19 protein-coding genes are annotated in these 23,925 nt (G+C 71.1%); 9 read left to right on the forward strand and 10 right to left on the reverse strand.

The genetic code is table 11. The features are described 5' to 3' along the window. Positions 1-14: 14 nt before the first annotated feature. Genes EAH89_RS08475 through EAH89_RS08490 form a run of 4 tightly spaced genes read right to left on the reverse strand, consistent with a single transcriptional unit; the run spans position 15 to position 5,207 of the window. Entirely contained in the window at positions 15-1,781 is a 1,767-nt protein-coding gene (locus EAH89_RS08475) for an FAD-dependent oxidoreductase (RefSeq protein ID WP_140882366.1), read from the reverse strand. A gap of 45 nt (positions 1,782-1,826) precedes the next feature. Continuing rightward, positions 1,827-2,819 (reverse strand): Bug family tripartite tricarboxylate transporter substrate binding protein, encoded by a 993-nt coding sequence (locus tag EAH89_RS08480; RefSeq protein WP_140882367.1) that lies wholly within the window; start codon positions 2,817-2,819, stop codon positions 1,827-1,829. Between the two features lie 52 nt (positions 2,820-2,871). Further along, the gene (locus tag EAH89_RS08485; protein WP_140882368.1) at positions 2,872-3,927 is read right to left on the reverse strand and encodes an alpha/beta hydrolase; all 1,056 of its coding nucleotides are present in this window, start codon (positions 3,925-3,927) and stop codon (positions 2,872-2,874) included. A gap of 11 nt (positions 3,928-3,938) precedes the next feature. Beyond that, complete coding sequence (locus EAH89_RS08490) at positions 3,939-5,207, reverse strand: acyl-CoA dehydrogenase family protein (RefSeq protein ID WP_140882369.1); 1,269 nt, start codon at positions 5,205-5,207, stop codon at positions 3,939-3,941. A 318-nt stretch (positions 5,208-5,525) separates the two neighbouring features. On the opposite strand from EAH89_RS08490, the gene EAH89_RS08495 reads away from it, so the two are divergent. The 3 genes from EAH89_RS08495 to EAH89_RS08505 all read left to right on the forward strand — a co-directional run bounded on the left by EAH89_RS08495 (position 5,526) and on the right by EAH89_RS08505 (position 8,324). Further along, a complete protein-coding gene (locus tag EAH89_RS08495; protein ID WP_140882370.1) occupies positions 5,526-6,518 on the forward strand; it encodes an aminopeptidase in 993 nt (330 codons plus the stop codon). Between the two features lie 7 nt (positions 6,519-6,525). Next, complete coding sequence (locus EAH89_RS08500; RefSeq protein WP_140882371.1) at positions 6,526-7,443, forward strand: NAD(P)-dependent oxidoreductase; 918 nt, start codon at positions 6,526-6,528, stop codon at positions 7,441-7,443. A gap of 65 nt (positions 7,444-7,508) precedes the next feature. Beyond that, positions 7,509-8,324, forward strand: a complete 816-nt coding sequence (locus EAH89_RS08505) for an IclR family transcriptional regulator (RefSeq protein ID WP_140882372.1) — start codon at positions 7,509-7,511, stop codon at positions 8,322-8,324. 5 nt (positions 8,325-8,329) lie between these two features. Here EAH89_RS08505 and EAH89_RS08510 read toward each other — a convergent pair whose 3' ends face one another. Then, a complete protein-coding gene (locus EAH89_RS08510) occupies positions 8,330-9,115 on the reverse strand; it encodes an SDR family NAD(P)-dependent oxidoreductase (protein ID WP_161993515.1) in 786 nt (261 codons plus the stop codon). Positions 9,116-9,161: 46 nt separating this feature from the next. Continuing rightward, positions 9,162-10,136: a Bug family tripartite tricarboxylate transporter substrate binding protein gene (locus EAH89_RS08515; RefSeq protein ID WP_140882374.1), complete on the reverse strand. Its 975-nt coding sequence runs from the start codon at positions 10,134-10,136 to the stop codon at positions 9,162-9,164. Between the two features lie 145 nt (positions 10,137-10,281). On the opposite strand from EAH89_RS08515, the gene EAH89_RS08520 reads away from it, so the two are divergent. The 4 genes from EAH89_RS08520 to EAH89_RS08535 all read left to right on the forward strand — a co-directional run bounded on the left by EAH89_RS08520 (position 10,282) and on the right by EAH89_RS08535 (position 16,883). Next, positions 10,282-11,673, forward strand: a complete 1,392-nt coding sequence (locus tag EAH89_RS08520; protein WP_161993516.1) for an MmgE/PrpD family protein — start codon at positions 10,282-10,284, stop codon at positions 11,671-11,673. A gap of 19 nt (positions 11,674-11,692) precedes the next feature. Then, complete coding sequence (locus EAH89_RS08525) at positions 11,693-12,673, forward strand: Bug family tripartite tricarboxylate transporter substrate binding protein (protein WP_140882376.1); 981 nt, start codon at positions 11,693-11,695, stop codon at positions 12,671-12,673. A 1,865-nt stretch (positions 12,674-14,538) separates the two neighbouring features. Continuing rightward, a complete protein-coding gene (locus EAH89_RS08530; protein ID WP_140882377.1) occupies positions 14,539-15,399 on the forward strand; it encodes a hypothetical protein in 861 nt (286 codons plus the stop codon). 614 nt (positions 15,400-16,013) lie between these two features. Next, positions 16,014-16,883 carry a tripartite tricarboxylate transporter substrate-binding protein gene (locus EAH89_RS08535; RefSeq protein ID WP_161993517.1) on the forward strand — a complete coding sequence of 290 codons (870 nt, stop codon included), beginning with the start codon at positions 16,014-16,016 and terminating at the stop codon, positions 16,881-16,883. On the opposite strand, the gene EAH89_RS08540 is transcribed toward EAH89_RS08535, so the two are convergent. The 3 genes from EAH89_RS08540 to EAH89_RS08550 form a co-directional block, all read right to left on the reverse strand. Further along, a complete protein-coding gene (locus EAH89_RS08540; RefSeq protein WP_140882379.1) occupies positions 16,884-18,347 on the reverse strand; it encodes a sulfatase-like hydrolase/transferase in 1,464 nt (487 codons plus the stop codon). Between the two features lie 96 nt (positions 18,348-18,443). Continuing rightward, positions 18,444-19,409: a Bug family tripartite tricarboxylate transporter substrate binding protein gene (locus tag EAH89_RS08545; protein ID WP_140882380.1), complete on the reverse strand. Its 966-nt coding sequence runs from the start codon at positions 19,407-19,409 to the stop codon at positions 18,444-18,446. An 11-nt stretch (positions 19,410-19,420) separates the two neighbouring features. Further along, positions 19,421-20,872: a sulfatase-like hydrolase/transferase gene (locus EAH89_RS08550; protein ID WP_140882381.1), complete on the reverse strand. Its 1,452-nt coding sequence runs from the start codon at positions 20,870-20,872 to the stop codon at positions 19,421-19,423. A gap of 184 nt (positions 20,873-21,056) precedes the next feature. On the opposite strand from EAH89_RS08550, the gene EAH89_RS08555 reads away from it, so the two are divergent. Beyond that, positions 21,057-21,998, forward strand: coding sequence for a LysR family transcriptional regulator (locus EAH89_RS08555; protein WP_161993518.1), 942 nt, complete (start codon positions 21,057-21,059; stop codon positions 21,996-21,998). Continuing rightward, entirely contained in the window at positions 21,995-22,936 is a 942-nt protein-coding gene (locus EAH89_RS08560; protein WP_140882383.1) for a formylglycine-generating enzyme family protein, read from the forward strand. The genes EAH89_RS08555 and EAH89_RS08560 overlap by 4 nt, the downstream gene beginning before the upstream one ends. 81 nt (positions 22,937-23,017) lie before the next feature. On the opposite strand, the gene EAH89_RS08565 is transcribed toward EAH89_RS08560, so the two are convergent. Next, positions 23,018-23,923, reverse strand: a complete 906-nt coding sequence (locus tag EAH89_RS08565; protein ID WP_140882384.1) for an SMP-30/gluconolactonase/LRE family protein — start codon at positions 23,921-23,923, stop codon at positions 23,018-23,020. Positions 23,924-23,925 lie beyond the last annotated feature (2 nt).

Raw genomic sequence — 23,925 nt, forward strand, 5'->3', positions numbered from 1 at the left:
GGCGCCCGGCCGCGCTACTCGGCGGCGCGGCTGGCCGGCACGGCGTCCGCGCGCCCGAGAACGGCGCGAAGCGCGTGGCCCAGCGCGTCCAGGTGGCTCGCATCCGGCGCGCGCCAGGCGACGTGCATGTCGGGGCGGACGAGGACGCAGCCGCTCTCCGTCACGTCCCGGATCGTCGCCCAGTCGCCGAAGACATCCTCGTAGGCCTGGCCAGGGCCAATGACGAAGACCTCGACGTCCACGCCGGTCTCCCGCGTCAGCGCCTCCGCGGCGGCCTTCCAGGCGCCGCCGTTGATGCCGGTCAGGAGGGAGAAGCGGCCCTTGCCCGCGAGGTCGAGCGTGGAGACCTGCTGGCCGCCGCGGGACAGCCAGACATGCGGCAGCCGCGCGCCGGGCCAGGTGGTCGGGTGGTAGTAGAGCTCGGGGTCGCGCGCCCAGGCCGGTTCCGGCGTGCCGTCCGGCACCACGGCGGCCGAGGCGTAGCGCTGGTTCATCTCCACGCCGTGCGCGTTGAACTCGTAGTCCTTGTGGGCGATGGCCTGGCGCAGCGCCTCGCGCTGGGCGGCGGCCTCTGGGGTCGCGGCCTTCCGCGCCTCCATGTTGGCGCGCATCTGCGCGAAGCCCCGGTCGTCGAGCAGGCCGAGCGCCCCGAAGATGGGGCCGAACTCCTCGATGCTGCGGTTGGCGCGGGTGACGATCTGCCGGCCGATTGGCGCCCGCTCGGCGTCGTAGCTCTCGAGCAGCGAGGGGTCGGCCTGGCCGCGGAGCACGAGGGCGAGCTTCCAGGCGAGATTGTAGGCGTCCTGGATGGAGGTGTTGGAGCCGAGCCCGTTGGAGGGCGGGTGGCGGTGCACGGCGTCGCCCATGCAGAAGACCCGGCCCTCGGCGTAGCGCGTGGCGAACATGTTGTTCACCGTCCAGACGGAGGTGGAGGTGACCTCGATCGGCACTGTCTCGTCGCCGATCAGCTTGTGCGCCACCTCCTTCGCCAGGGCGTCGTCCACCTCGGGCGGCGGCTGGTTGATGTCATAGCCCCAGACGATCAGCCACTCGTTCCATGGCCGCACCATGCGGACCAGGCCCATGCCGATGCCGCCGATGTTCGATCCCGGCTGCAGCACCCAGTAGAGCACGCTCGGGCGGTGCGCGACGTAGCGGGACAGGTCAGCCTTGAAGACGATGTTCATGCTGCCGGCCACGCCCATGCGGCCCTCCATCGGCAGGCCGATGTCCTCGGCCACCTTGGAGCGTCCGCCATCGGCGCCGATGAGGTACTTCGCGCGGATGTCGTACTCGCGCCCGTCGAGGCGGTCGCGCACCCGGGCGGTCACGCCCTCGCTGTCCTGGGTCAGCGACAGGTACTCGGTGTCGAACCGCGCGCGCGTGCCGCGGGCGCAGGCCTTGCCGAGCAGGATCGGCTCCATCAGGTGCTGCGGCATGTCGCACATGGCCGAAGGGCTCGCCTGGTCGTAGTCCGCGCGGCGCTGCGGGTGGGTGCCCCAGGTGCGGATGCGCCCCAGCTCCTCGCCGGCCAGGCTCGTGCAGAAGACGGTGTTGCCCATCCAGTCCTGCGGCGTCGCCAACGCCGTCACCTCCGCCTCCACGCCGAGGTCGCGCAGGATCTCCATCGTGCGCTGGTTCGTGATGTGGGCGCGGGGCGTGTCGGCCAGCCAGCGGTACTTCGTCACCAGCACGTTGCGTATGCCGTAGGTGCTGAGCGCGAGCGCCGCCGCCGAACCCGCCGGGCCGCTGCCGATGATCAACACGTCCGTCTCAATCATTCCAACCTCTGATCCGCTGGGAGCGCGCCGCCGGGGCGGCCGGGCTCATTCCCCCACCTCGTAGCCGGACTCCCGCACCACCGGCCCCCAGCGCTCGCGCTCCGAGCGCAGGCGGGCGGCGTACTCGGTGGGCGTCGTGCTCACGGGGTACTGCTCGACCCTCGCCAGGGCCACGCGCATCTCGGCCGTGGAGGCGACCTCGCCGATCGCGCCGTGCAGCGACCGCACGACGCCGTCCGGCGTGCCCGCGGGAAGGAAGATCCCGTACCACTCGTCGGCGGTGAGCTGCGGGTGGCCCAGCTCCGCGAAGGTCGGCACGTCCGGCAAGGTGGAGACGCGCTCGGGCATGGTGACGGCCAGCGCCCGCACGCGCCCCGAGCGGTGCTGCTCCGCGGCCGTCCCGATGACGGACATGTAGGCCGAGATCCGGCCGCCGTTGAGGTCGGCAAAGGCCATGGACATCTCGCGGTAGGGCACGTGGTTGAGGCGGATGCCGAGCGTCCGCGCCATCATGACGGAGACGAAGTGCGGCAGGGAGCCCGCGGCGGGCGTCGCGAAGTCCACCTCCGGCTGCTTCCTCGCCCAATCGACGAACTCGGCGAGGGTCTTCGCCGGGTGGTTCGCGTCCACGATCCAGGTGAAGCCGAAGGAGGAGAGCCCCGTCACCGGGATGAAGTCGCGGGTCGGGTCGTAGCGCAGCGTCCGCGTGTAGATGTAGGGGTAGAGCACCATCATCGTCTCGGGCGTCATGAGCACGGTCAGCCCATCCGGCGGGGCGGCCTTCACCAGCTCGACGCCGATCCGCGCGGCGGCGCCCGGCCGGTTGTCCACGATGACCTGCGGGGCGTAGAGGCCGCGGAGGCGATCGGCGTAGAGGCGCGCGACCGTGTCCATCACGCCGCCGGCCGAGAAGTTCACGACCAGCCGCGCCGGCCGGTCGAGCTTCTGCGCGACGGCGACCCCTGGCCGGCCCAGCCCCGCCAGGGCCGTGGCCGGAACCGCGCCCACCAGGGCCCGGCGCGTTACCGAGAACACCATCCTCTCCCTCCCCAACCGGTCGCCGGGCGGTTGATCCGCCCTGGCGGTCGCCTCAACTCGTCGTCCGCTCGATCCAATCGGCCAGCAGCGCGGCCACCTCGTCGCTGTTGCGCTCCAGCATCATCATGTGCCCGTTGCCGTGCAGCCCGTGCTCCTCCAGCCGGAGGTGCTCCACGGTCGCGCCGGCCTGCCGCAGGAAGTCCACGGTACCGTGGTCGATCTGCGCTTTCCACGACGCTTCGGCGGTCACCACCGCGATGGGCACCGCCCGGAGGTTCGGCAGTTGCCGTGCGGGCTCAGCCTGCACCCAGCAGTCGCGCAGTTCGGGGCTCGGCGCCGGCCGCAAGGCCCGGGCCAGCTCCTCCGGCGCGGCGGCCGGCGGGTCGTAGGTCATGGGTGAGGCGGTCAGCCCCCAGCTCAGCATCCCGCCCGGCCCCTCGGTGAAGGCCGGCCCCTGGGGCTCCACCGCCACGATGGCGCGCACCAGGGCGGGCCGCTCGTCGGCGACCAGCCAGCCAAAGGGGCTGCCGGCGGAATGGGTCATGAGGACGGCCGGGCCGATCCGGTCCAGCAGGGCGGCCGCGCCGCGCCGCATGCCCGCGTGGACGCGGGCGAGGTCGTCGATCGGCGGCCCCTGCCCCGCCAGGAACTGGTCCAGCACGGGGTCGCCGATCGCCGCGCCGCCGGGCCACTGGTTGTGCAGCCGGGCCTGCGGGTAGGCGTCCGGCTCGGTCTCGGGCGCCACGAAGCGGCGGATCATCGCCTCGTAGGAGGGCGGCATCCCCGGCTTGCCGTGCAGGTCGGGATGGGCCGGGGAGCGGCCGTGGGCGGTGCGGTCCACGACATAGACGGCGTGGCCCCGGCGCAGGAAGAAGGAGGCCCAGCCCGGGCGCCCGTCGGGCGTCCCCAGGTAGTCCAGGCCCTGCCCCCCGCCGCCATGCACCATCACCAGGGGAAGGGCGTGGCGCCGGTCGGCGGGCACCTGGAATCTCACGTACATCTGGCCGGCGGCGCCGGTCCCGTGCGGCAGCGCCTGGTGCTGCACGCCGACCCAGAAGAACCCCTCGCTGGCCAGAACCGGCGGCGGCGGGGGCGTCACGCCGTCCACGGCGCGCTCCCCTACAGGCCGCGCATGCCGATGGGACGGCCGAGATGCGCGCGCCCGACGAAGGTCGCGAACTCCTCCTGCTGGGCCGAGCTGTGGGTGCGGTACATCGTCACGTCCCGGAAGTAGCGCTGCAGCCGGTTGCCCTTCTTCGTCGTGAAGGCGCCGGCGGACCGCATCAGCGGCTCCACGACGTCGGACCCCATGGCGCCGGCCTGCTGCAGCACCCCGCGCAGCCGCAGGTTCTCCTCCACGCTGATCGGCGTGCCGTCCGCGGCCCAGCGCTCGCAGAGCTCCATGTAGCGGTCGAGCGTGCGGACGAGGATCGCCTCCGCCGCGTCCGCGCGCGCGATGGCGAGGCCGAGCGCGCGCTGGGAGTCGTGATGGTCCGCCCGCAGCAGGCTCGCGTCCGTCGGCATCTTGAAGCGGGAGATGATCGCCTCGTACTCGTCGATCGCCGCCCAGGCCGCGCCGATCACGACGGAGACGAGCGAGGCGTGGTAGAGCCCCATGATCCGGCCGAGATACATCGGGTTGCCGTGCAGCCGCGTGCCCGGCGTGCCGTCCACCATCTCGTCCGGCCGGCAGAACTGCGCGTTGAACGGCACGACGTGGTGCGCGGGGATGACCGTGCCCTCCACGACCACCGTGTTGGAGCCCGAGGAGCGCAGGCCCAGGATCTCGTCCCCGCCCCAGTCCGGCACGATCGTGCACTCGGCGCGGGGCACCACGACCAGCACCGGCGCGGGCGCCTCCCCCTCGGCCTGGAGCGTGGCCGTGCCGATGAAGTGCGTCGCGTGCGGGACGCCGGAGGAGTAGTTCCAGCGCCCCTCCACCCGGTAGCCGCCCGGCACGGCCGTCGCGGTGCCGAGCGGCTGCGCGCGGTGCGGCGCGATGAAGTGCCCATCCGGGCCGAAGATCTCCCGCTGCGCCCGCTCGGGCCAGTGGGAGGCAAGCAGGAAAGCGTGCGAGGCCGCGAGCGTCAGGCACCAGCCGACGCCGGGATCGCCGCGGGAAACCTCCAGCATGGTGCGGAAGAAGACCGAGGGCGGGAACTCGTAGCCACCGAACATCCGCGGCTGGGTGATGCGGTAGAAGCCCATCCGCTCGAAGGTCTCGTGCACGTCGTCAGCGTAGGTGCCGAGTTCCTCGTGCTCGGCCTGGCGCTCGCGCAGCATCGGGCGCAGCGAGATCGCGCGCTGGAGAAGCTCGTGCGCGGTCAGCCCCGGCTCCGGCACGGGGAGGCGGGCCGCAGGAGGCGCTTGGACGAGGGAGATCTGCAAGGCGCGGTTCCTCCGGGCTTGCCCGTCGCGGTGAGCGGGGCTCGTGCTGTCGGCATCGCCCGGATGTCCGTGTAGCGATACAGTGCACTGTTTGACGCGATGCTAGGGATCGGCGCACCCGGGTGTCAACGATCTTGCGTTCCCCGCTCCGCGGTAGGGCCCGTTCATCCCTTGCCCCTCCACCATCGATCAGCGGGTGCTGCCGCGCCTTGCCCTTGGCACGGGCTCATCCTAGAGTTGGAACGCGTTTCCGATGAACGGAAAATGCGACGCTCGCGGCAAGCGCCGCGCGTCGCGTCAGCGGGGGAGAGGACGCCCATGGCCGAGCTGGCCGAGATCACGCGGATGCTCCGCACGCCGCTGGAGCTGAACGCGAAGGCCGGCGACCGGATCCTCATCATTACCGACACCGCCATGGACCCGATCCTCTGGCAGGGCCTCTCCACCGCCGCGCGGGAGATGGGGATCGAGCCGGTCGTCACGATCATGAGCCCGCGCGAGACGCACGCCACCGACCCCGTCGCGCCCATCCGCCGGGCGGCCCTGGGCGACGACGTGGACCTCTGCATCTACCTGACGAGCACCGCGATGGCGCACGCGCCGATCACCGACGCGCTGGTGGACCGCGGCCAGCGCTTCATCCTTATGGAGGAGCTGACGCCGGCGATGCTGGCGCCGGACGGGCCGGCCTCGGCCGACTACCACGCCATCAACGCCCTCGGCGGGAAGCTGGCCGCGATCTTCACCGCGGGCGAGACGGTGCGGGTGCGCTGCGACAACGGCACCGACCTGACCGCGGGCATCCAGGGGCGCCCCGGCCGCTCTATCGCGGGCCTGCCCCTGCGCCTGCGCCCGGACGGCGGCGGCGGCTGCGCATTCCCGGACGGCGAGGCCCATGTCTGCCCCGTGGAGGGCACCGGGGAGGGCACGGTGGTCTTCGACCTCACGGCCCACTCCGTCGGCCGCATCGCGGAGCCGCTCCGGCTCACCATCCGCAAGGGCATGGTCACCGCCATCGAGGGCGGGCGGGAGGCGGAGATCTGGAACGGCATCCTCCGCAAGCACGAGGACCCCAACAACCTGAACGCGCCCGCCGAGGTGGCCATCGGCCTCAACCCCAAGGTGACGCCGACGGGCAGCATGCGCACGGACAAGAAGAAGTACGGCACCGCCCATATCGGCATCGGCGACACGATCGCCCTCGGCGGCACCTGCCACGCCCGCCTCCGGCTGGAGGGGGTGATCAGCGCGCCCGAGATCGCCGTGGACGGGCGGGTGCTCACCCGCGGCGGCCGCATCCTTCTCGACTGAGGCGGCCATGCCAGCGGAGAGGATCGGCTTCATCGGCTGCGGGCACATGGGCGGCGCCATGGCGGCGCGGCTGCTCGGCAAGGGCCACGCCCTGGTCGTCTGCGACCCCGACGCGGCGGCGCTTGCCCCGCTCCTCGCGGGCGGGGCCGAGCGGGCGCCCACGCCCCGCGCGGTCGCCGACCAGGCGAGCATCGTCTTCGCCTGCCTGCCCTCGCCCGAGGCAAGCCTGGCGGTCGCGCTGGGCGAGGAGGGCGTCGCGCTCGGCGCCGACGTCCGGGTCTATGTCGAGGCCTCCACCATCGGGCAGCCGACCGTCTCCGCCATCGCCCGCGGCCTGGAGGGCACGGGCATCGAGCTGGCGGACATGCCCGTGAGCGGCGGCCCGGCCTGGGCGGCGGAGGGCAACCTCACCACCATCCTCGCGGCATCGCCCGCGGCGCGGGCGCGGCTCGATCCCGTCCTCCCGGACCTCGCCCGCCGCGTCCTCGTGGTGGGCGACGCGCCCGGGCTCGCCCAGGTCGCCAAGCTCGTGAACAACCTCATCTCCTTCGCGGGCATGCTCGCGGCCTGCGAGGCGATCGTCCTCGGCGTGAAGGCGGGCCTGGACGCGGACCTCCTGCTGGAGGTCGTCAACGCCGGGACCGGCCGCAACTCGGCGACGGCGGACAAGTTCCCGCGGGCCGTGCTCACGCGCCGCTTCGACTACGGCGGGCCGCTGGCGATCGGGACGAAGGACATCGACCTCTACCGCGAGCTCGGCCGCTCGCTGGGGATGCCCACCTTCGTCGGCGACCACGTCTCCACGCTCTGGAACTACGGCGTCGCGCGGGGCGCGCCGGACCAGGACTACTCCGAGCTCGTCCGCCACTTCGAGGCCTGGGCCGGCGTGACCGTGCGGGGCAAGTCCGCGCCGCCGGAAACTTGAACGCCGGGAGGCTTTCTCCTATCGCATCCACGGTGGCTTTCCGCGCCTCCAGGGGACCGGCGAGCATGCCCGACACGACCGACGCAGGGACGACTGGCTCATCGACCGGCACGGTGACGCGCGTCGTGCGGCTGCTGCGCGTCCTGGCGGAGGCGGGCGGCGAGGTGACCGTCACCCAGATCTCGGACCGGCTGCGGCTTCCGGCGAGCACCGTCCACCGCCTGCTGCAGCTCCTGATCGCCGAGGGCATCGTCCAGCACGATCCCGCCTCCCGCCGCTACGGGGTCGGGGGGGAGCTGGTCCGGATCAGCTCCCTCATCGCCACGGGCTCCAGCCTGAAGACCATCGCGCGCCCCTTCGTGCAGGCGGTGGTAGACGGCTGCAACGAGGCCTGCCTCTTCGTCGTGCACCTTCCCGCCACGCACCAGGTCAGCGTGCTGGAGGGCATCAACTCCTCCCATCCCCTGCGCTACGAGCTCGGCATCTACGCCGCGCACAGCCTTCTCTGGGGGGCGACCGGCCGCTCGGTGCTCGCCTTCCTGCCGGACGCGGAGCGGGACGCGGCCATCGCCCTCGGCACGCCCTCGCCGGCCGACGGCCGCCCGGCGCCCGCGCCCGAGACGCTGCGGGCCGACCTGCAGGCCACCCGCGCCCGGGGACACGCCGTCTCCTGGGGCGAGAAGATCCCCGGCGCCGTCGGCCTCGGCGCGCCGGTGCTCGCGACCGGGGGCCGGGTGGTCGGAAGCCTGTGCCTGACCATCCCGCAGATGCGCTTCGAGGCCGCGCAGGAACCGTCCCTCGCGTCGCTGCTGACGGAGCAGGCCGGGCTCCTCAGCCGCGCGCTCGGCTACAAGGGTCCCTACCCGCCGCCCGCCGGCTGACGCCGTCAGCCGTCCCGGCGCGCGAAGTAGGTCGCCGCGTCGGTGGGCGAGCCGATGTGCAGCCCCCCGTCCACCACGAGATGCGTGCCCGTGCAGCCCGAGGCCGCGTCGGAGCAGAGGAACAGGATCGGCGCGGCGACCTCCTCCGGCGTCAGCCAGCGCCCGAGCGGCACCTTGCGCGGGATCGCCGCGCGCGTCGCGTCGTCGATCTTCGCGTTCATCTGCGGCGTCATGATCGGGCCCGGAAGCACCGCGTTCACGCGGATGCCGTCCCGCGCCAGCTCGAAGGCCGCGTGGCGGGTGAGGCCGAGCACGCCCGACTTGGCGGCGGTGTAGCTCGCCCCGTTGTTGAGCGAGATCTGCAGCGCGGCGAGGGAGGAGACCGTCACCACGGCCCCTCCCCCGGCGCGCCGCATCGCCGGCGCGACGGCCTGGATGAGGTAGAACGGCGCGCTCAGGTTCAGCGCGACGATCCGGTCCCAGTCGGCGGCCGGCATGGCGCCCAGGGTCTGCGGCAGGCCGCCGCCGGCCACGTTGACGAGGATGTCGATCCGGCCGAGCCGTTCCTCCACCCGCGCGCAGGCGGCGGCCGCCGCGGCGGCGTCGGTGACGTCCACGACGGCCGTGATCGTGCCCGCGTCGTCGCCCATCTCACCGCGGGCGGCCGCGGCCAGGGCGGCCTCGTCCCGGTCGAACAGCGCCACCCGCGCGCCGTGCCGGCGGAACAGCGCGGCGGTGGCGCGGCCGATCCCGCCGGCGCCGCCCGTCACGATCGCGACCTTCCCGCTCATGTCCGGTGCCATGCGCCCTCCCCCAATGTTCCGCCCGCCGCGCGCCTTACTCGGTCAGCGCGATGCCGAGCTGGCGCACGACTGGCGCCCAGAGCCGTTCCTGCTCGGCCACGTCGGCCCCCGCCGCCTCCGGCGTGGAGGCGATGACCTCGTAGCCGCGGTCGGCAAAGCCCTTCGCCACCTCCGGCACGCGCAGCACGGCGTTGAGCGTCGCGTTCAGCCGCGCGATCGTCGCCGCGGGCGTGCGCGCGGGCGCCAGCAGGAGGAACCGCACGCTCGATCCCGCGTCGTCCACCCCCTGCTCCGAGGCGGCGGGGATCTCGGGCGCGAGGGCCGAGCGCCGCGCCCGGTGGATCGCCAGCGCCCGGAGCTTCCCCTCGCGGATGAGCGGCAGCACGGAGCTGAGGCTGAAGGCCGCGAAGTCGATCTGCCGGCCCAGCAGGTCCGTGACGGCCGGCGCGGTGCCGCGATAGGGCACGTGCTCGGCGGCGATGCCCAGTTCCCGCACCATGCGCTCCGTGCCGAGATGCTGCGGGGAGCCGATCCCGGCGGTGCCGAAGGTCAGCGGCTTGCGCCGGGACGGCGCCGCCAGGTCCTTGAGCACGGTCGCCGGGAAGTCGGGATGCACGACGAAGACCGTCGGCGTCTCGCCGATCATGCCGATGGCCGCGAAGTCCCGCAGCGGGTTGTAGAGAAGCCCGGGCAGCATGTGCGGGAAGACGCCGATGATGGAGGCCTGCGCCAGCAGCGTGTAGCCGTCCGGCGCCGCCTTCGCGACGCGGTCGTTCCCGATGCTGCCCGTCGCGCCCGGCCGGTTGTCCACGACCACGGGCTGGCCGAGCGCCTCCCCGAGGCGCTCGGTCATCAGCCGGATCAGCACGTCCGTTCCCCCGCCGGGCGGGAACGGCACGACGATGGTGACCGGCTTCGCCGGGTAGTCCGGCTGCGCCCGGGCGGCCGGGGCGAGCGCGGCGCCGGCGAGGCCGGACAGGGAGAGCCGGGTCAGGGTGCGACGGTGCACGGCGAACGCTTTCCTCACCGATCATCTTCCGTTCAGCGGAAAATGCTTCTGTTGAACGGCATGGTAGATGGTGGTAGCGGATGTGCAAGCAGGAATGCACGCCGGTTCCCCTCATCGCGGACCGGTGGCCCACCGGGAGGGCGGCGTGGCGTCGGATTTCATCGCGCGGCTCTCCGCCGCGGTTCGGGGCAGCGAGGCGGGCGACGCGGCCCATCGTGACCTTCTCGGCCGCGCCATCGCCGACACGGTTGGCGTCGCGGCCGCCGGCTGGGGCGAGCCGGCGGTCCGGGCGGCGCTGTCGGCCTATCGGGGGGGTAGCGCCCGCTCCTGGTCCGGCGAAGCGCTGGAGGGCGAGGACGCGGCGGTCATGATCGACGCCATCGCCGCGCACGCGCTTGATTTCGACGACGTCTACCTCGACAGCGCGACGCACCCGAGCGCGGTGATCCTGCCCGCCATCCTCCGCGCCGACCGCCACGACGACCCAGCGGAGATCCTGGCCGCCTTCGCGGCTGGCCTGACCGCCGCCCTCGCGGTGGCCCGGCGGCTCGGGGCCGGCCACTACCATCGCGGCTGGCACGGCACCGGGACCATCGGCGCCTTCGCCGCCGCCGCGGCGGCCGGGCGCCTTCGCCGCCTGGACGAGCGGCAGCTCGCCTCCGCCTTCGCCCTGGCGGCCGCGCAGTCGGGCGGGCTGCGGGCGAATTTCGGCACCATGGCCAAGCCCGCGCAGGCCGGGCTCGCCGCCGCGGCCGGGGTGCGCGCCGCCCGGCTGGCCGCCGCCGGCCTCCAGGGCAGCCCGGACATCTTCGCGCCGGGCGGCTACGCCGATCTCTACGGGGCGGCGGACGGCGCCGCCGATCCGGGCGAGGACGCCTTCCGGTCGCGCCCCGACCTCCTCGCGCTCAAGCTCTATCCCTGCTGCTACGCCAGCCACCGCCTGATTGGCCTCGCCCTCGACGCCCGGGCGGCACTCGGCGCCGGCGTGGCGGAGGGCGCCACGCGCTTCAGGGTGCTCGCCCCGCGGCGCAGCCTGGAGGTGCTGCGCCACGACCGTCCGGCCAACGGGCTGGAGGCGAAGTTCTCCGGGCCCTACGCCATCGCCGCCGCCCTCCTGGACGGCCCTCCCGGCCTTCGCCACTTCGACGGGACGGCGCCCGCGGCCGCGACCCGGCCGCTGCTGGACCGCATCGAGCTGTCGGACGCGTCGGCGCTGGACAGCGGCGGCGACATCACCGCCGGCGAGGTCACGATGGAGGTGCTGGACAGCGCCGGCGCGCCCGTCGCCCGCTTCGCCCGCCGGGCGATCCCCGGCTCGCCGGAGGACCCTCCCACACGGGCGGCGGTGGCGGCCAAGCTGGCGGGCTGCCTTGCGGTCTTCGAGAAGGGCTTCGGCCGCCCCTTCCCGCTCCTGCCGAAGGTGCTGGCGATGCCCGAGGTCGCGGCCTGGCTGGCGCCGGCCGAGGCGGCGCCGCGCGGCAGGCCCGGCACCGACGCGCCGGACGCCCACCCGCTCCGCCAGTGGGCGGGAAGCTGACGAGGGGAGGACACGCGTGATGCGATGGATCGCAGGACTGGCCGGCTGCGTCGTGGCGGCCTTTCTCCTGGGCGGGCAGCCCGGCTCTGCCACCGCCGAGACCGACCCGGCCCGGGGCGTCCGCCTGGTCAACCCTTTCCCGCCGGGATCGCCGGTTGATCTCGTCGCCCGCTTGGCGGCGGAGGAGCTGCAGAAGGAGCTGGGGCAGTTCTTCGTGGTGGAGAACCGCGCGGGCGCCGGCGGCACCATCGGGGCAGGCTACGTGGCCAAGGCCAGGCCGGACGGGTACACCCTGCTGGTCACCTCCTCCTCCACCCAGGTGATCGCGCCGGTGGTGCGGGCGGAGATGCCTTACGACCCCGTCCGGGACTTCCGCCCCATCCTCCTCGTCGCGCAGGGGCCGGTGCTGATCGTGGCGCACCCCTCGCTCCCCGTGACGACGCTGCGCGAGCTGGTGGACCGGGCGCGCCAGGCGCCGGAGTCCATCGCCTACGGCTCCTCCGGCACGGGCACCATCCTGCACCTCGCCGGGGAGCTCTTTCAGGGCCGCACGGGAACGCGGCTGCTGCACGTGCCCTTCAACGGGGCGGTGCCAGCCTCGACGGCCCTGCTGGGCGGGCAGGTGGGGCTGATGTTCGACTCCATCTCGAACGCGGCGCCCGGGGTCCGAGCCGGTCAGATCCGCGCGCTGGCCGTGATGACGCCGCGGCGCTTCACCGGCCTTCCCGACGTGCCGACCGCGGCCGAGGCCGGCATGCCCGGGCTCGAGTTTCCCGCCTGGATCGGCGTCTTCGCCCCGGCCGGAACGCCCGACGGGGCGGCGCTGACGATCGAGCGCGCGCTGCGGCAGCGGCTCTCCACGCCGGCCATGACCGAGCGCATGCTCGGCGCTGGGCTGATCCCGGAGCTCACGGGCGGGGTAGCCTTCGCGGCCGCGCTGCCCGAGCAGATCCGGTTCGTCGAGGGGATCGCCGCCTCGGCCGGAGTGCCGAAGCAGTAAGCAGCGGCCCGAGGCAAGCCGCCGGTGGCGCCTCCCCACCCTGCATGCTGAGCGGCCGCCTGAACGCTCTTCGGTAGGCGGCCTTGCGAGGGAGAAGCGCTCATGGCGACGTCGACCGTGGCCTCGGACACGTCCAGGCCACGCTTGTCGTCGCGGATGAGACACTGAGAGTGGATCATCCACCCAAAGGTGCAGTCCACCGACCAGCGTTGTACCGCCTCATCGCAACACCGTCGTCTAATTCACGAAGACACAATGATCCTGCAGCATCAATTGGACGTCGCGTTAGCTGATAGGGACCAGCGTGTCGCCCGCGGGTGACCCTGGCCACAAACAGCCGTCTTGGATGGTACGGCCTACCCCAACTTACTCAGCCGCCGTCGTCCCATCATGCTGAACCCCCGCCGTAATGACCGGCGAGCGCGTAAGCTGCAACAAAGCGGCTGCTGTCCTAGCCTGGATTCATTTTCATTCCTTGAGTCACATCGGCCTTGGCAACAATCCATCACTTCCCAGCGATGCTGAACATGAATGCCGTCAGGCGAGTTGGATGGTGGGATACGAGCGGTACTGTCTGGTGCTGGCTTTGGATAGTTCGGTGCAGGATCATCCCGGTCGCAAAAACGCACAGGCTGTTCCGCGATGCCGCCGCAGTTCGTGCCCCGCAAAAAGCGAGGTGACTGGTGTCTACGCAGGATTCTTACGACAGCGCCTGGAACGGCGCTGACGTTGCTACCGCTGATTATGGCTCATGCTTGCCATTGCGCATTGAGATTATCAGCCCGTCGGTAAGATCCAGCGGGACCAGCACGACTGATGTCATGCTCGTTCCCTCGAGCTCCCCGCCAGAGCCTGCCATGTTACGGGCGGATGTCCACTTTGCAGAGCTTGATGAGCCATTCCTGGAAGAGGATGTCGAGCCGACGCCAGGAAGGAGACCAGGGAAGAACCGGAGCAGGCGGAAGCGCAAGGTGCCCGGGTCAACGCGCCCAGCGCGGACCTTGCTGGAGGGCGCGCTGGCTGGTGTCGGCGCCTCCGATTTCCCGGGCTCGGCGGCACCATCAGAGCTTCTCAATAGGGTCCCGCAATACGGGTGGCACGATGTCCAGAATGCTGGATTGGGGGGCATCGGCCTCCTCGCCGTCATGCTCTCCGCCTCAGCGCACGGCTGGGTAGACACATCACCGGTTGGCGTTAACGACGTTACCCTGGCCGTACCGAATGGATGGTCAGGCGAGCTCATGGCCGTCCATGTGTTCGGAAGTGGCGGACTGGAAACGCAACCCCTCGCGTTCGATACCTCGATCCGAAGCGCCTTCCCTTCCGACCTGCTCGGCGTGCCACCCGGATTGCCCGCGGTCTCGTTGCTGCCGACCTTCGTCGTTGATCAGCCAAATGTTCAGTTTGAGGCGACTTGGCTAGCCCTGAACGTTGAGCGTGCGGACGCCGCCCCTAACGGCAGCGCAGGTCCACCGCCAGCAGCCCTTCCACCACCTTCGCAGACCGCGCCTGAAACAGTATCGGCTCAGAGAACGATGCTTGTGGAGCCAACGGAGACGGAGGTGAGGCACGAGAGCAAAGGTGCTCCAGCGAACCTTGCGTCCTTTACCGTACCGCCAAGCGTGCAGCCTGAGCCACTACACGGCCCCGGGAAAAGTATCTACGCGAGCGAAGGGCCAATGGCGGTAGCGGGAGCGCTTGCGACTGGCGAAGTGACGACCAGGGAAGCCGGGCAGGTCGACCGAGGCTCTGTCTCCCAAGCCGCCTTCAGCATGGACCTAAAGTTCTCAGCACCTGAAATTGTTAGTGCCCCGTCCGTGACGGCACAGCGAGATGCGACACACGCTGGCCAGACTGCCAAGGTCGTGGACGACAGCTCTGCTCAAGCGCCATCGCTGCCCGCGTCGTCCCTGCTCGACGCGCCACCCGATCACGGTAACGCGCACGAAAACCAGGTCGCCAAGGCTGCGAACAACAGCCCCAATGAAGTACCCTCGCAGCAAGCACCGTCACTGTTCGACACGCCGTCCGCCTCCGATCACGGCAAGGCGCACGAGAACAAGGTCGCCAAAACCGCCGACAACAGCCCTGCTCAAGAGGCCCCGCAGCCCGCATCGCCACTGCTCGACACACCGTCCACCTCCGACCACGGCAAGGCGCACGAGAACCAGGTAGCCAAGGCCGCGGACAACACCCCCGCTCAAGAGCACGCGCAGCCACCGGCGCCACTGCTCACCACGCCGTCCAATCTCGACCACGGTAAAGCGCACGAAAACCAAGTCGCCAAAGCCGTGGACAACAGCCCCACTCCAGCGTCCCCGGAGCAAGCCCCACCACTGCTCGACATGCCGTCCAATCCCGACCACCGTAAGGCGCACGACAACCAGCCCGTAAACAAGACGGACGCCCTCGCACTTGTCGTTTCCGACGATGTTGCGATGACGTCTCCAGGGACGTCCTGGCCTTCTGAGGGACGTGGCGACAGGTCAGAAAACGGCAGGAGTGATATCGCAATCAACTTGACCGCCGACCTCGTCGCGCAGGACTCCGTCGGAGATGGGCCGAAGCAGCCACACGTAAATCAACGGCAAGAGCCGCTTGTCCCCTATTTAAGCAACGATTTTAAAATTCCCGCAGCATCGGACGGAGCGCTCGCATCCACCGATTCCCACGGCCACGAAGCAAGTAACCTCTCTCACGCCCCAGCCCACGACTGGCATCTGTGACGAGCGCCGTGCAAACATCAGGCTGACGGCTGACATGTGCCGAGTACAGCGCCATCACCAAAAAGGTGTTGGCCACGAACTGAATTACCAGCGGCTCGTAATTCCCATCAAAGGTGACCAGCGGGTCGTCGGTATCAACCCTGAGGAGGGCGAGCGCATGGTCAGCTTCGAGATCCACTGGGGCGCCGACTTATTCGACCAACTCGACAGCTGGTGCTCGCCTAAGCCAACACCATCCACAAAGCGCAGGGTGGAAAGTGCTCGGCGGTGGTTATCCGCTCACCACCTAGCACAATGGCATGCTGGCACGCGACCTCCTTTGCACCGACGTCACCTGTGGCAAGTGCCGCTTCGGGCTCGTTACTCAACGGCCGAGACTTGGCATCGCCGCCAGGAAAAGGCTCGTGCGAAGGCGGTGAGCCAGTGTGCTGGAGCGGGACCGAGCGTTTCCGGCCTGCCCAAACCTAAGTAGCGAAGCACTGTAAGACAGGTTAGCGTTCGAGGAGAATGCGAGGGAGGAGGGGATGCGCCGTCGCGGACTGCTCGCGCTGACCGGGGCTGCAGTCTCGGCACAGTCAGCGAGGGCCCAGGGTGCCCCCTGGCCAAGCCGCCCGGTGCGGCTGCTCGTGCCGTTCATCCCCGGCTCCGCGCCCGACGTCTTCGCCCGGCAACTGTCCGAACGGCTGACACCGGCGATCGGGCAGCCGATGGTGGTCGAAAATCGAGCCGGCGCGGGTGGGAACATCGGTTTCGAGGCGGCCGCGCGGTCCGCCCCGGACGGCTACACCCTGCTGCTCGGAACCAACTCGCTTGTCATCAACCCGGCGCTCACCTCGCGGCGGCTCGGCTATGATCCACTCCGCGACTTCGCGCCGGTGAACGTGACCTTCGGGCTGCCACATCTGCTCATTGTTCCCGCCAACGGACCTCCGGACACGCCGGCGCTGATCGCATCTCTCCGGCAGGGCGATGCGAACTATGCCTCCGGCGGCAACGGCTCGGGCGCTCATCTAGCGGCGGAGCTGTTCAAGGCGCGGGCCGGGGTGGGTGCGACGCATGTCCCATTCCGCGGCGCGCCGGACATCGTCAACGCCGTGGTGGCCGGCCAGGTCGCCTTCGGCTTCCCGACGCTCTCCACCGCGACCGAACTGGTGCGAGCGGGGAGGGTGCGAGCACTGGCCGTCACCTCCGCTGCACCGAACCATGCCCTGCCCGACGTGCCGCCCTTGGCCAGCACGCTGTCGAGCTTCGAACTCGTCTCCTGGTTCGCGATCCTGGCGCCGGCGGGAACACCGGGCGCGGTGATCACCCGGGTGGACACGGCGATCAGCGAGGCCTTGGCCGACGAGGGCTTCCGCGCGCGCGTGACCGCCGACGGCTCCAACGTGATCGGCCTCGGCCCCGCCGCCGTCCCTGCTTTCCTCCGACGCGAGGCGGAAGTCTGGGGCGAGGCTGTGCGGATCAGCGGCGCGAAGGTGGACTGATCAGGACCAGGATGCCTTCACACCCGGCGGCGGGGAATAGGGTAGGTCACCGCGGGCCTCGACAAGCTCCCGGCCGCCGTTGGCAGCAAGGATCTCCGCCTGTCGCGCCTTGACGTGAGCGTCGAGCCGTGCGGGTTCCTCGCCGAGACGTCCCCGAAGCAGCGTCGCGAATTCAGCCAGAGTCGCAGCGTGGTCGGGATCAGCACCGAGGTCGTGCAACTCCTCCGGGTCGGCTTCGAGGTCGAAAAGCTGATCTGGGTAGGTTGGGTAAGCCACATACTTCCAGCGCCGCGTCCGCAGCATGAAGGCTCCCTGGCGAGAGCCGCTGGCGTGATACTCGGAGAGGATCACACGGTCGGTGGCACCAGCACCGGCAAGGCGGAGGAGGCTGTCGGACCCTTCCGGTGGGCTCTCGGCAACCCCTGTGGCGTCAAGCATGGTCGCGAAGACATCGGTCAGGGAGCAGGGCGTGTCGCAACGTGCCTCTGAGGGCACGCCGGGGCCGGCGAGGATCATCGGAATGCCGACGCTCTCCTCGTACATGTTGGACTTTCCCCAGTGTCCACGGGCACCGGCGTTGTCGCCGTGGTCGGAGGCGTAGAGCACCCGCGTGCGAGGCCCCTGCCCGCTCGCCTCGAGCGCGCCCAGGACGCGGCCAACCTGCTCGTCCATGAAGGAGACGAGGCCGTGATAGCCGGCGAGCATGCGGGACAGCGTGTCACGGTTCTCGACGGAGCGATCGTACGGAATGGTGTTCGCCATATCGCGCAGGAACGGATGGTCCGGCCGCTCCTCCGGTCGGTAGGCCTTCGGCGTGCCCACCACCTCGGGAGGGTATTTGGAGAAGTGCTCCGGCGGCGCAATCAGGGGAAAGTGCGGGGTCACGAAACTGACGAAGAGACACCAGGGCCGGGTCTGCTTGGGAGCCTCCTCCGCAAGCCAGCGGATGGCGGCCTCGGCGATGGCGCGATCGTAGCGCGTATAGTCACTCTCCCCAGGGCCGGCCGTCTTCGCCATCTTGGCCGCGCCGTTCCGCACGGGGGCCGTGTCATCGCGGATGAGGGAGAGAAGGTCGCCTTTCCCTTCCACGACGTGCATCGGCATCAGTTCCTGCGAGAAGCCGTGGTCGTCACCTGGCAGGCCGCGGAAGTGAAGCTTGCCGATCGAGACGACGGCATGACCAGCATCACGAAGCGCGTGATGCCAGGATCGAACAGCGCCGTCGTAGGGATCGGCGTTGTCGAAGTAGCGGCCCATCTTGTGCAACGGCTGGCCGGTGGCCAGGGCCGCCCGGGCCGGCACGCAGATCGGCGACGGAGTGGAGGCCGCGGAAAAGCGGGTTCCACGGGCGGCAAGCGCGTCAAGGTTGGGCGTTTGCTGGAAGGGATGCCCGGCGCAACCCAGCGCCTTCGGGTTGTGCTCGTCCGACAGAATAAACAGCAGGTTTGTCGCGGTCTCGGCCATGGAGCGATCCTTTGAACCTCGGGCACGATAAGACAGGTCGGCCCCCGGTTTGCAGGGCTGCTATCGGCAGGCCGCCCTGATTCTCGAGGACCGGTCCTACTCCATGGTGATCCGCGTGGCCTGCACCACCTCCCGGAAACGGTCGCGCTCCGCCTGGATGAAGGTGGCGTAGCGTTCGGCCGTCGACCCCACCGGCTCCGCTCCGTTCGCCAGGAAGATGCGGCGCAGATCGGGCTTCTCAATGGCCTGGTTGGCGGCCGCGTTCAGGGCCGCGACAATCTCCGGCGGGCAGCCGCGCCGCGCGACCAGCCCGACCGTGTTCGACATGTCGAAGCCCGGGAAGCCCTCCTCCGCCAGGGTCGGCACCTCCGGCAGTGCGCCGCTGCGCTGGGGGATGGAGACGGCCAGGATACGCAGGCGCCCCTCCTTCGCCTGGGCAAGCAGCGGGGGCAAGCCGGAGACGACGGCATCCACCGTCCCGGCCACCGCGTCCGCCACGGCGGGCGCGGCGCCGCGGTAGGAGACATGGCCGAACTCCACCCCTGCCTTCAGCGCCAGGTAGGCGGCCGTCAGGTGCATGATGCCGCCGCGGCCGGAGTTGGCGACGTCGATCCCCCCTGGCTTCGTCCGCGCAAGCGCGATCAGCTCGGCCACGTTGCGGGCCGGCACCTCCGGGTTCACCGCGATCGCAACCGGCGTGATCCCGAGCAGCGCGACCGGCACGAAGTCGCGGGCGGGATCGTAGGGAAGGCCAGCCTCGAGGAGCGGCTTCAGCGAGAGCTCGCTGCCCGTTGCAAAGAGCAGGGTGGTCCCATCCGGCCTCGCCTGGGCGACGGAAAGGGAGCCGACCGTGCCGTTGCCGCCCGCCTTGTTGTCGACCACGACGTTCTGCCCCAGCGCCGCGCCCAGGTGCTGCGCGACGGCGCGGGCCATCAGGTCCGTTCCGCCGCCGGGCGCGTAGGCAACGACGAGCTTGATCGGGCGGCCGTCGGCGATAACGGCGGCGGCCGGTCCGGCGAGGGCGAGAGCCGGGGTGGCAAGAAGGAAGCGGCGGCGGTGCATGGCCGTGCTCCCTAGCCCGCGGGCGGTGGGGTATAGGCCATCCGCTCCCTCTGCTGGATGCGCTCCTTGCCGCCGTGTTCGGCAATCTTGTGCGCCTGATCGGAGACGGCCTCGGCATCCACGGTCTCGGGGTCCAGCATGCCGCGCAGCCGGGCTTCCATCCTCGCAAGCAGCGTGGCGTGCGCCGGATCCCCCGCCAGGTCGTGCAGCTCCTCCGGATCCGTCTCCAGATCGAAGAGCTGCGGGGGACCGCCGACGTAGTGGATGTACTTATGCCGCAGCGTTCGCAGCATGAAGACCCCGCCAGGGCAGTAGGTGTGCATCTCCGACAGGGCCAGGCGGTCCTGCGCGGCCTCGCCGGCAAGGCTCAGCAAGGAGGTGCCCGGGAGGCCGAGATCCGCGATCGCGTCCGACGCTCCCACCGCGTCGAGGATCGTGGCGGAGACATCGCAGAGCGTGACGGGTGTCCCGCACGTGGCGCCGGCCGGCACGTCCGGCCCTGCCATCAGCAGCGGAACGCGCGCGCTCTCCTCGTACATCGTCACCTTGCCCCAGAGCCCGCGCACGCCGAGGTTGTCGCCGTGATCCGAGGTGTAGATGACGCGGGTGTCGTCGGCGAAGCCCGCCTCTTCCAGGGCGGCCAGGATCTTTCCGACGTTCTCATCCATGAAGGAGGTCAGGCCGAGATACCCGGCCAGGGCACGCTGGAGATCCGCGTCGCCGCGGAAATGCTGGTAATGGTCGGAGCGCCGGCCGTAGTTGCGCAGCCACGGATGCGGCAGCCGCTCCTCGAGCGGGGCGTCCCAGAGCTTGGGCCGGGGCAGCGCCTGCCCGGCGTAGCGGTAGTAGTGCTCGGGCGGCGCGGTGAGCGGGAAGTGCGGCGCCACCATGGAGACGAAGAGGACCCAGGGCTTGTCGGTGTGCTTCGGCGCGCTCTCGCGCAGCCAGACCTGGGCGGCGGCGGCCACCTTGCGGTCGTAGATCGTGTACTCGCTCTCTCCCGGCCCGGACTGGGCGAGGAGCTTGCGCGCCGCGCCCTCCCGAACGTCCTCCGGGTCGCGGATGAGAAGGGTCACGTCCCCCGTGCCTCCCGTGATCTGCATGGGCAGGATCATCTCGCTGAGGCCGTAGTCCTGGTCGGCGTGGCCCTCGTAGTGGAGCTTGCCGATGGAGGCCACATGGTGCCCGCGGTCGCGGAGCGCCTTGTGCCAGGACGGCATGCGGCCGTCATAGGCGATGGCGTTGTCCCAGCAGCGGCTGCGATGCACCGGCTGCCCCGTGGCGAAGGCACCGCGCGCGGGCACGCAGATGGGCGACGGCGTGTAGGCCGCGTCGAACCGCGTGCCGCGGGCCGCGAGCCGGTCCAGGTTCGGCGTGGCCACGACCGGGTGGCCCGCGTAGCCCGCGACCTTCGGGTTATGCTCGTCCGACATGATGACGAGCAGGTTGCGACCATCGGCCATGCGCTTCCTCCGGGCCCCAGGACCCTGCCCCAGTGCAGGGGCGATGCGGATTTGGCCGGTTCGAGCAACGCCGGCAAAGGAAGGCTAGTGAGCGATTGCTGATGCTGTAAAATGATGATTGCGGATGGATCCATAAGGGTGGGGCATGGGAAGCCAACCGGAACACGGGCCCCGTTTGCCGGAGGTGGACCGGCTTCGCGCCGCCCTCGCGGTGCGGGACGCGGGCGGGGTCACGGCAGCGGCGGATCGGCTGGGGCTCACCCAGCCCGCCGTGAGCCGGCTTGTGTCCGTCCTGGAGGTAGAGCTGGGCTTCGCGGTCTTCGCGCGGGAGCGCCGGCGCCTGGTGCTCACCGATCGCGGCCGCATCTACCTGGCCGAGGCGGAAGCCTCGCTCGGCGGCCTGCAGCGCCTCGCCGTCCTCGGGCGCGAGCTTCGGCTGGGCGGGCGCGGCATCGTCCGCACCGCCGCGGTTTCGGTCATCGCCCACGGCGTCCTGCCGCGGGCGGTGGCGGCCCTGCTCCGCTCGGAGCCCGACGCCGCCGTCGAGATCAGCGAGGTCGAGCGGGACGAGCAGGTGCAGGGACTGCTCGCGGCGCGCTACGACCTCGGGCTCCTGGCCCTGCCGCTCGGCGCCTCGGGCCTGCAGGTGGACGTGCTGGCCGACGCGGAAGCCGTCTGCTTCCTGCCGGAAGGACACCGCTTGGCGAAGCGCCGCGCGCTCACGCCGGCCGACCTAGCGGGGGAGAGGTTCATCGCGCACCAGGCCGGCAAGCTCATGCGCCAGCGCGTGGACGACGCCTTCGCGCAGCTGGGCCTGGAGCGGCGCGTGGTGACGACCACGAACAGCACGGCCCTGGCGGCGGCCCTGGTCGCGGCCGGCGTGGGGCTTGCCATCGCGCACGGCCTGCCCCGGGCCTCGTTGCCGGCCGGGGTCGTCACACGCCCCTTCAAGCCGCGCCTCGGCTTCGGCTACGCGGCCGCGACCCGAACGGAGGAGCGCCGAGGGGAGCTGGTCGAGGCGCTCCTGCGGCATGTCCGCGACGCCATGGCGGAGGAGGACGCGGGCGCGGTCGGCCCGGCGAGACCTTCCCTCGCGGCCCGTTCCGCTGGCAAGGATGGGCCATGAGCCCCGCCGCGACCGCCTCCTGCTGCGCCCCGAACCATCCGCGGGAGACCGCCGGCCCCAATCGGCCCGCGGCGCCGGGCGGCGGCTGGGACGAGGCGACGGTCCTCTCCATCCCCGGCGGTCCCATCACGGTCGGAACGGACCGGCCGGAGTTGGCCATGGACGGGGAGGGCCCGGCCCGTCGCGTGGTGCTCGCTCCGTTCCGCACCGACGCGCACGCGGTGACCAACCGTCGCTTCGCGGCCTTCGCGGCCGCCACCGGCTACCGGACGGACGCGGAGCGCTTCGGATGGTCCTACGTGTTCCACCTCTTCCTGCCGCCGGGCGCGCGACACGAGGCGCCGGAGGGCGCGCCCTGGTGGCGCAAGGTGGAGGGCGCCGCCTGGGCCTGCCCCGAGGGGCCGGGCTCCTCGGTGGAGGACCGCCGGGACCACCCGGTGGTCCACGTCTCCTGGAACGACGCCGTCGCCTTCGCGGCCTGGGCGGGCGGGCGCCTGCCGAGCGAGGCGGAGTGGGAATGCGCCGCCAAGGGCGGGAACGATGCGGCCCGCTTCCCTTGGGGTGACACGGAGCCGGATGACGCCGCGACCACCCCCTGCAACATCTGGCAGGGCCGGTTTCCTCAACAGAACACCGGGTTGGACGGCTTTACCGGCACGGCGCCCGTGGACAGCTTCGCCCCGAACGGCTTCGGCCTGTTCAACGCCTGCGGCAATGTCTGGGAATGGTGCGCGGATCCCTTCCGCGTCCGCTCGCTCTCGCGTCACGCCAAGGCGCGGAACACGGCGGCCCAGGCGGAACGCGAGCGCGTGATGAAGGGCGGCTCCTACCTGTGCCACCGCAGCTACTGCTATCGCTACCGCATCGCCGCGCGCTCCGGCCGCTCCCCCGACACCTCCGCCGGCCATACGGGATTCCGCCTCGCCTACAACGGCTGAGCGCCTGATCGCTTCTGCGTCGGCCCTTGGGTCAGCAAGCATCAAGCGGAACCCTGACGACGCCGCGGGAAGCGCGCCGGATCAAGGGCGCTGGGCGCCCCGCACGTTCGTGTAGATGGCGAAGAGGGTGTGCGAGGCGCAGAGAAAGAGACGCGCCCGGTTGCGACCGCCGAAGGCAAGGTTCGAGACGGTGAAGGGCACCTTGATGCGCCCGAGGAGGTTGCCGTCGGGCGCGATGCAGTGCACGCCGTCGGCCGCGCTGCTCCAGACGTTGCCGCTCTCGTCGCAGCGCAGGCCATCCGCGAAGCCGGGCGACACCGCGTGGAACACGCCTCCACCGGCGAGCGACTGGCCGTCGCCGGCCACGTCGAAGACCCGGATGTGGCGGGGCGGGTCGGGCGCGAATTGCGGGCCGCTCTCCGAGACGTAGAGGCGCTTCTCGTCCGGGGAGAAGCACAGGCCGTTGGGCCCCGCGAAATCCGCCGCCATGATCCGCAGCGCGCCGCTCCGGGGATCAAGCCGGTAGAGGGCGGGCGGCAGCTCGGAGGCCTGCTTGCCTCCCTCGTAGTCGGTGTTGATGCCGTAGGGCGGGTCGGTGAACCAGATGCCGCCGTCGGAATGGCAGACGATGTCGTTCGGCGAGTTCAGCCGCTTGCCCTCGTAGCGTTCGGCGAGGACGGTGAAGCTGCCGTCCAGCTCCGTGCGCGTGACGCAGCGGTCGCGGTGGGAGCAGCTGAGTAGGCGGCCCTGCCGGTCGCGGGTGTGGCCGTTGGCGAAGCCGGAGGGATGGCGGAAGGTCGACAGGCCGCCGCTCTCGGTCCAGCGGAGCACCCGGTCGTTCGGCAGGTCGCTGACGAGGAGGCAGTCCGCGTCGGCGAACCAGACGGGCCCTTCGAGCCAGGCGAAGCCCTCCCCCAGCTTCACCAGCGGCGCGTTGGGCAGCACGTAGCCGAGGAAGCGCGGGTCGTGCACCTCGAAGCCGTCCATCC

The sequence above is a fragment of the Muricoccus nepalensis genome (assembly GCF_006438825.1).
Taxonomy (GTDB): Bacteria; Pseudomonadota; Alphaproteobacteria; order Acetobacterales; family Acetobacteraceae; genus Roseomonas; species Roseomonas nepalensis.

What these genes read in the sequence shown, in the direction of transcription:
- EAH89_RS08475 (WP_140882366.1), bottom strand. Translation starts at nt 1,781, where the DNA reads ATGATTGAGACGGACGTGTTGATCATCGGCAGCGGCCCGGCGGGTTCG.
- EAH89_RS08480 (WP_140882367.1), bottom strand. Translation starts at nt 2,819, where the DNA reads ATGGTGTTCTCGGTAACGCGCCGGGCCCTGGTGGGCGCGGTTCCGGCC.
- EAH89_RS08495 (WP_140882370.1), top strand. Translation starts at nt 5,526, where the DNA reads ATGGCCGAGCTGGCCGAGATCACGCGGATGCTCCGCACGCCGCTGGAG.
- EAH89_RS08500 (WP_140882371.1), top strand. Translation starts at nt 6,526, where the DNA reads ATGCCAGCGGAGAGGATCGGCTTCATCGGCTGCGGGCACATGGGCGGC.
- EAH89_RS08505 (WP_140882372.1), top strand. Translation starts at nt 7,509, where the DNA reads ATGCCCGACACGACCGACGCAGGGACGACTGGCTCATCGACCGGCACG.
- EAH89_RS08510 (WP_161993515.1), bottom strand. Translation starts at nt 9,115, where the DNA reads ATGAGCGGGAAGGTCGCGATCGTGACGGGCGGCGCCGGCGGGATCGGC.
- EAH89_RS08525 (WP_140882376.1), top strand. Translation starts at nt 11,693, where the DNA reads ATGCGATGGATCGCAGGACTGGCCGGCTGCGTCGTGGCGGCCTTTCTC.
- EAH89_RS08540 (WP_140882379.1), bottom strand. Translation starts at nt 18,347, where the DNA reads ATGGCCGAGACCGCGACAAACCTGCTGTTTATTCTGTCGGACGAGCAC.
- EAH89_RS08545 (WP_140882380.1), bottom strand. Translation starts at nt 19,409, where the DNA reads ATGCACCGCCGCCGCTTCCTTCTTGCCACCCCGGCTCTCGCCCTCGCC.
- EAH89_RS08550 (WP_140882381.1), bottom strand. Translation starts at nt 20,872, where the DNA reads ATGGCCGATGGTCGCAACCTGCTCGTCATCATGTCGGACGAGCATAAC.
- EAH89_RS08560 (WP_140882383.1), top strand. Translation starts at nt 21,995, where the DNA reads ATGAGCCCCGCCGCGACCGCCTCCTGCTGCGCCCCGAACCATCCGCGG.
- EAH89_RS08565 (WP_140882384.1), bottom strand. Translation starts at nt 23,923, where the DNA reads ATGGACGGCTTCGAGGTGCACGACCCGCGCTTCCTCGGCTACGTGCTG.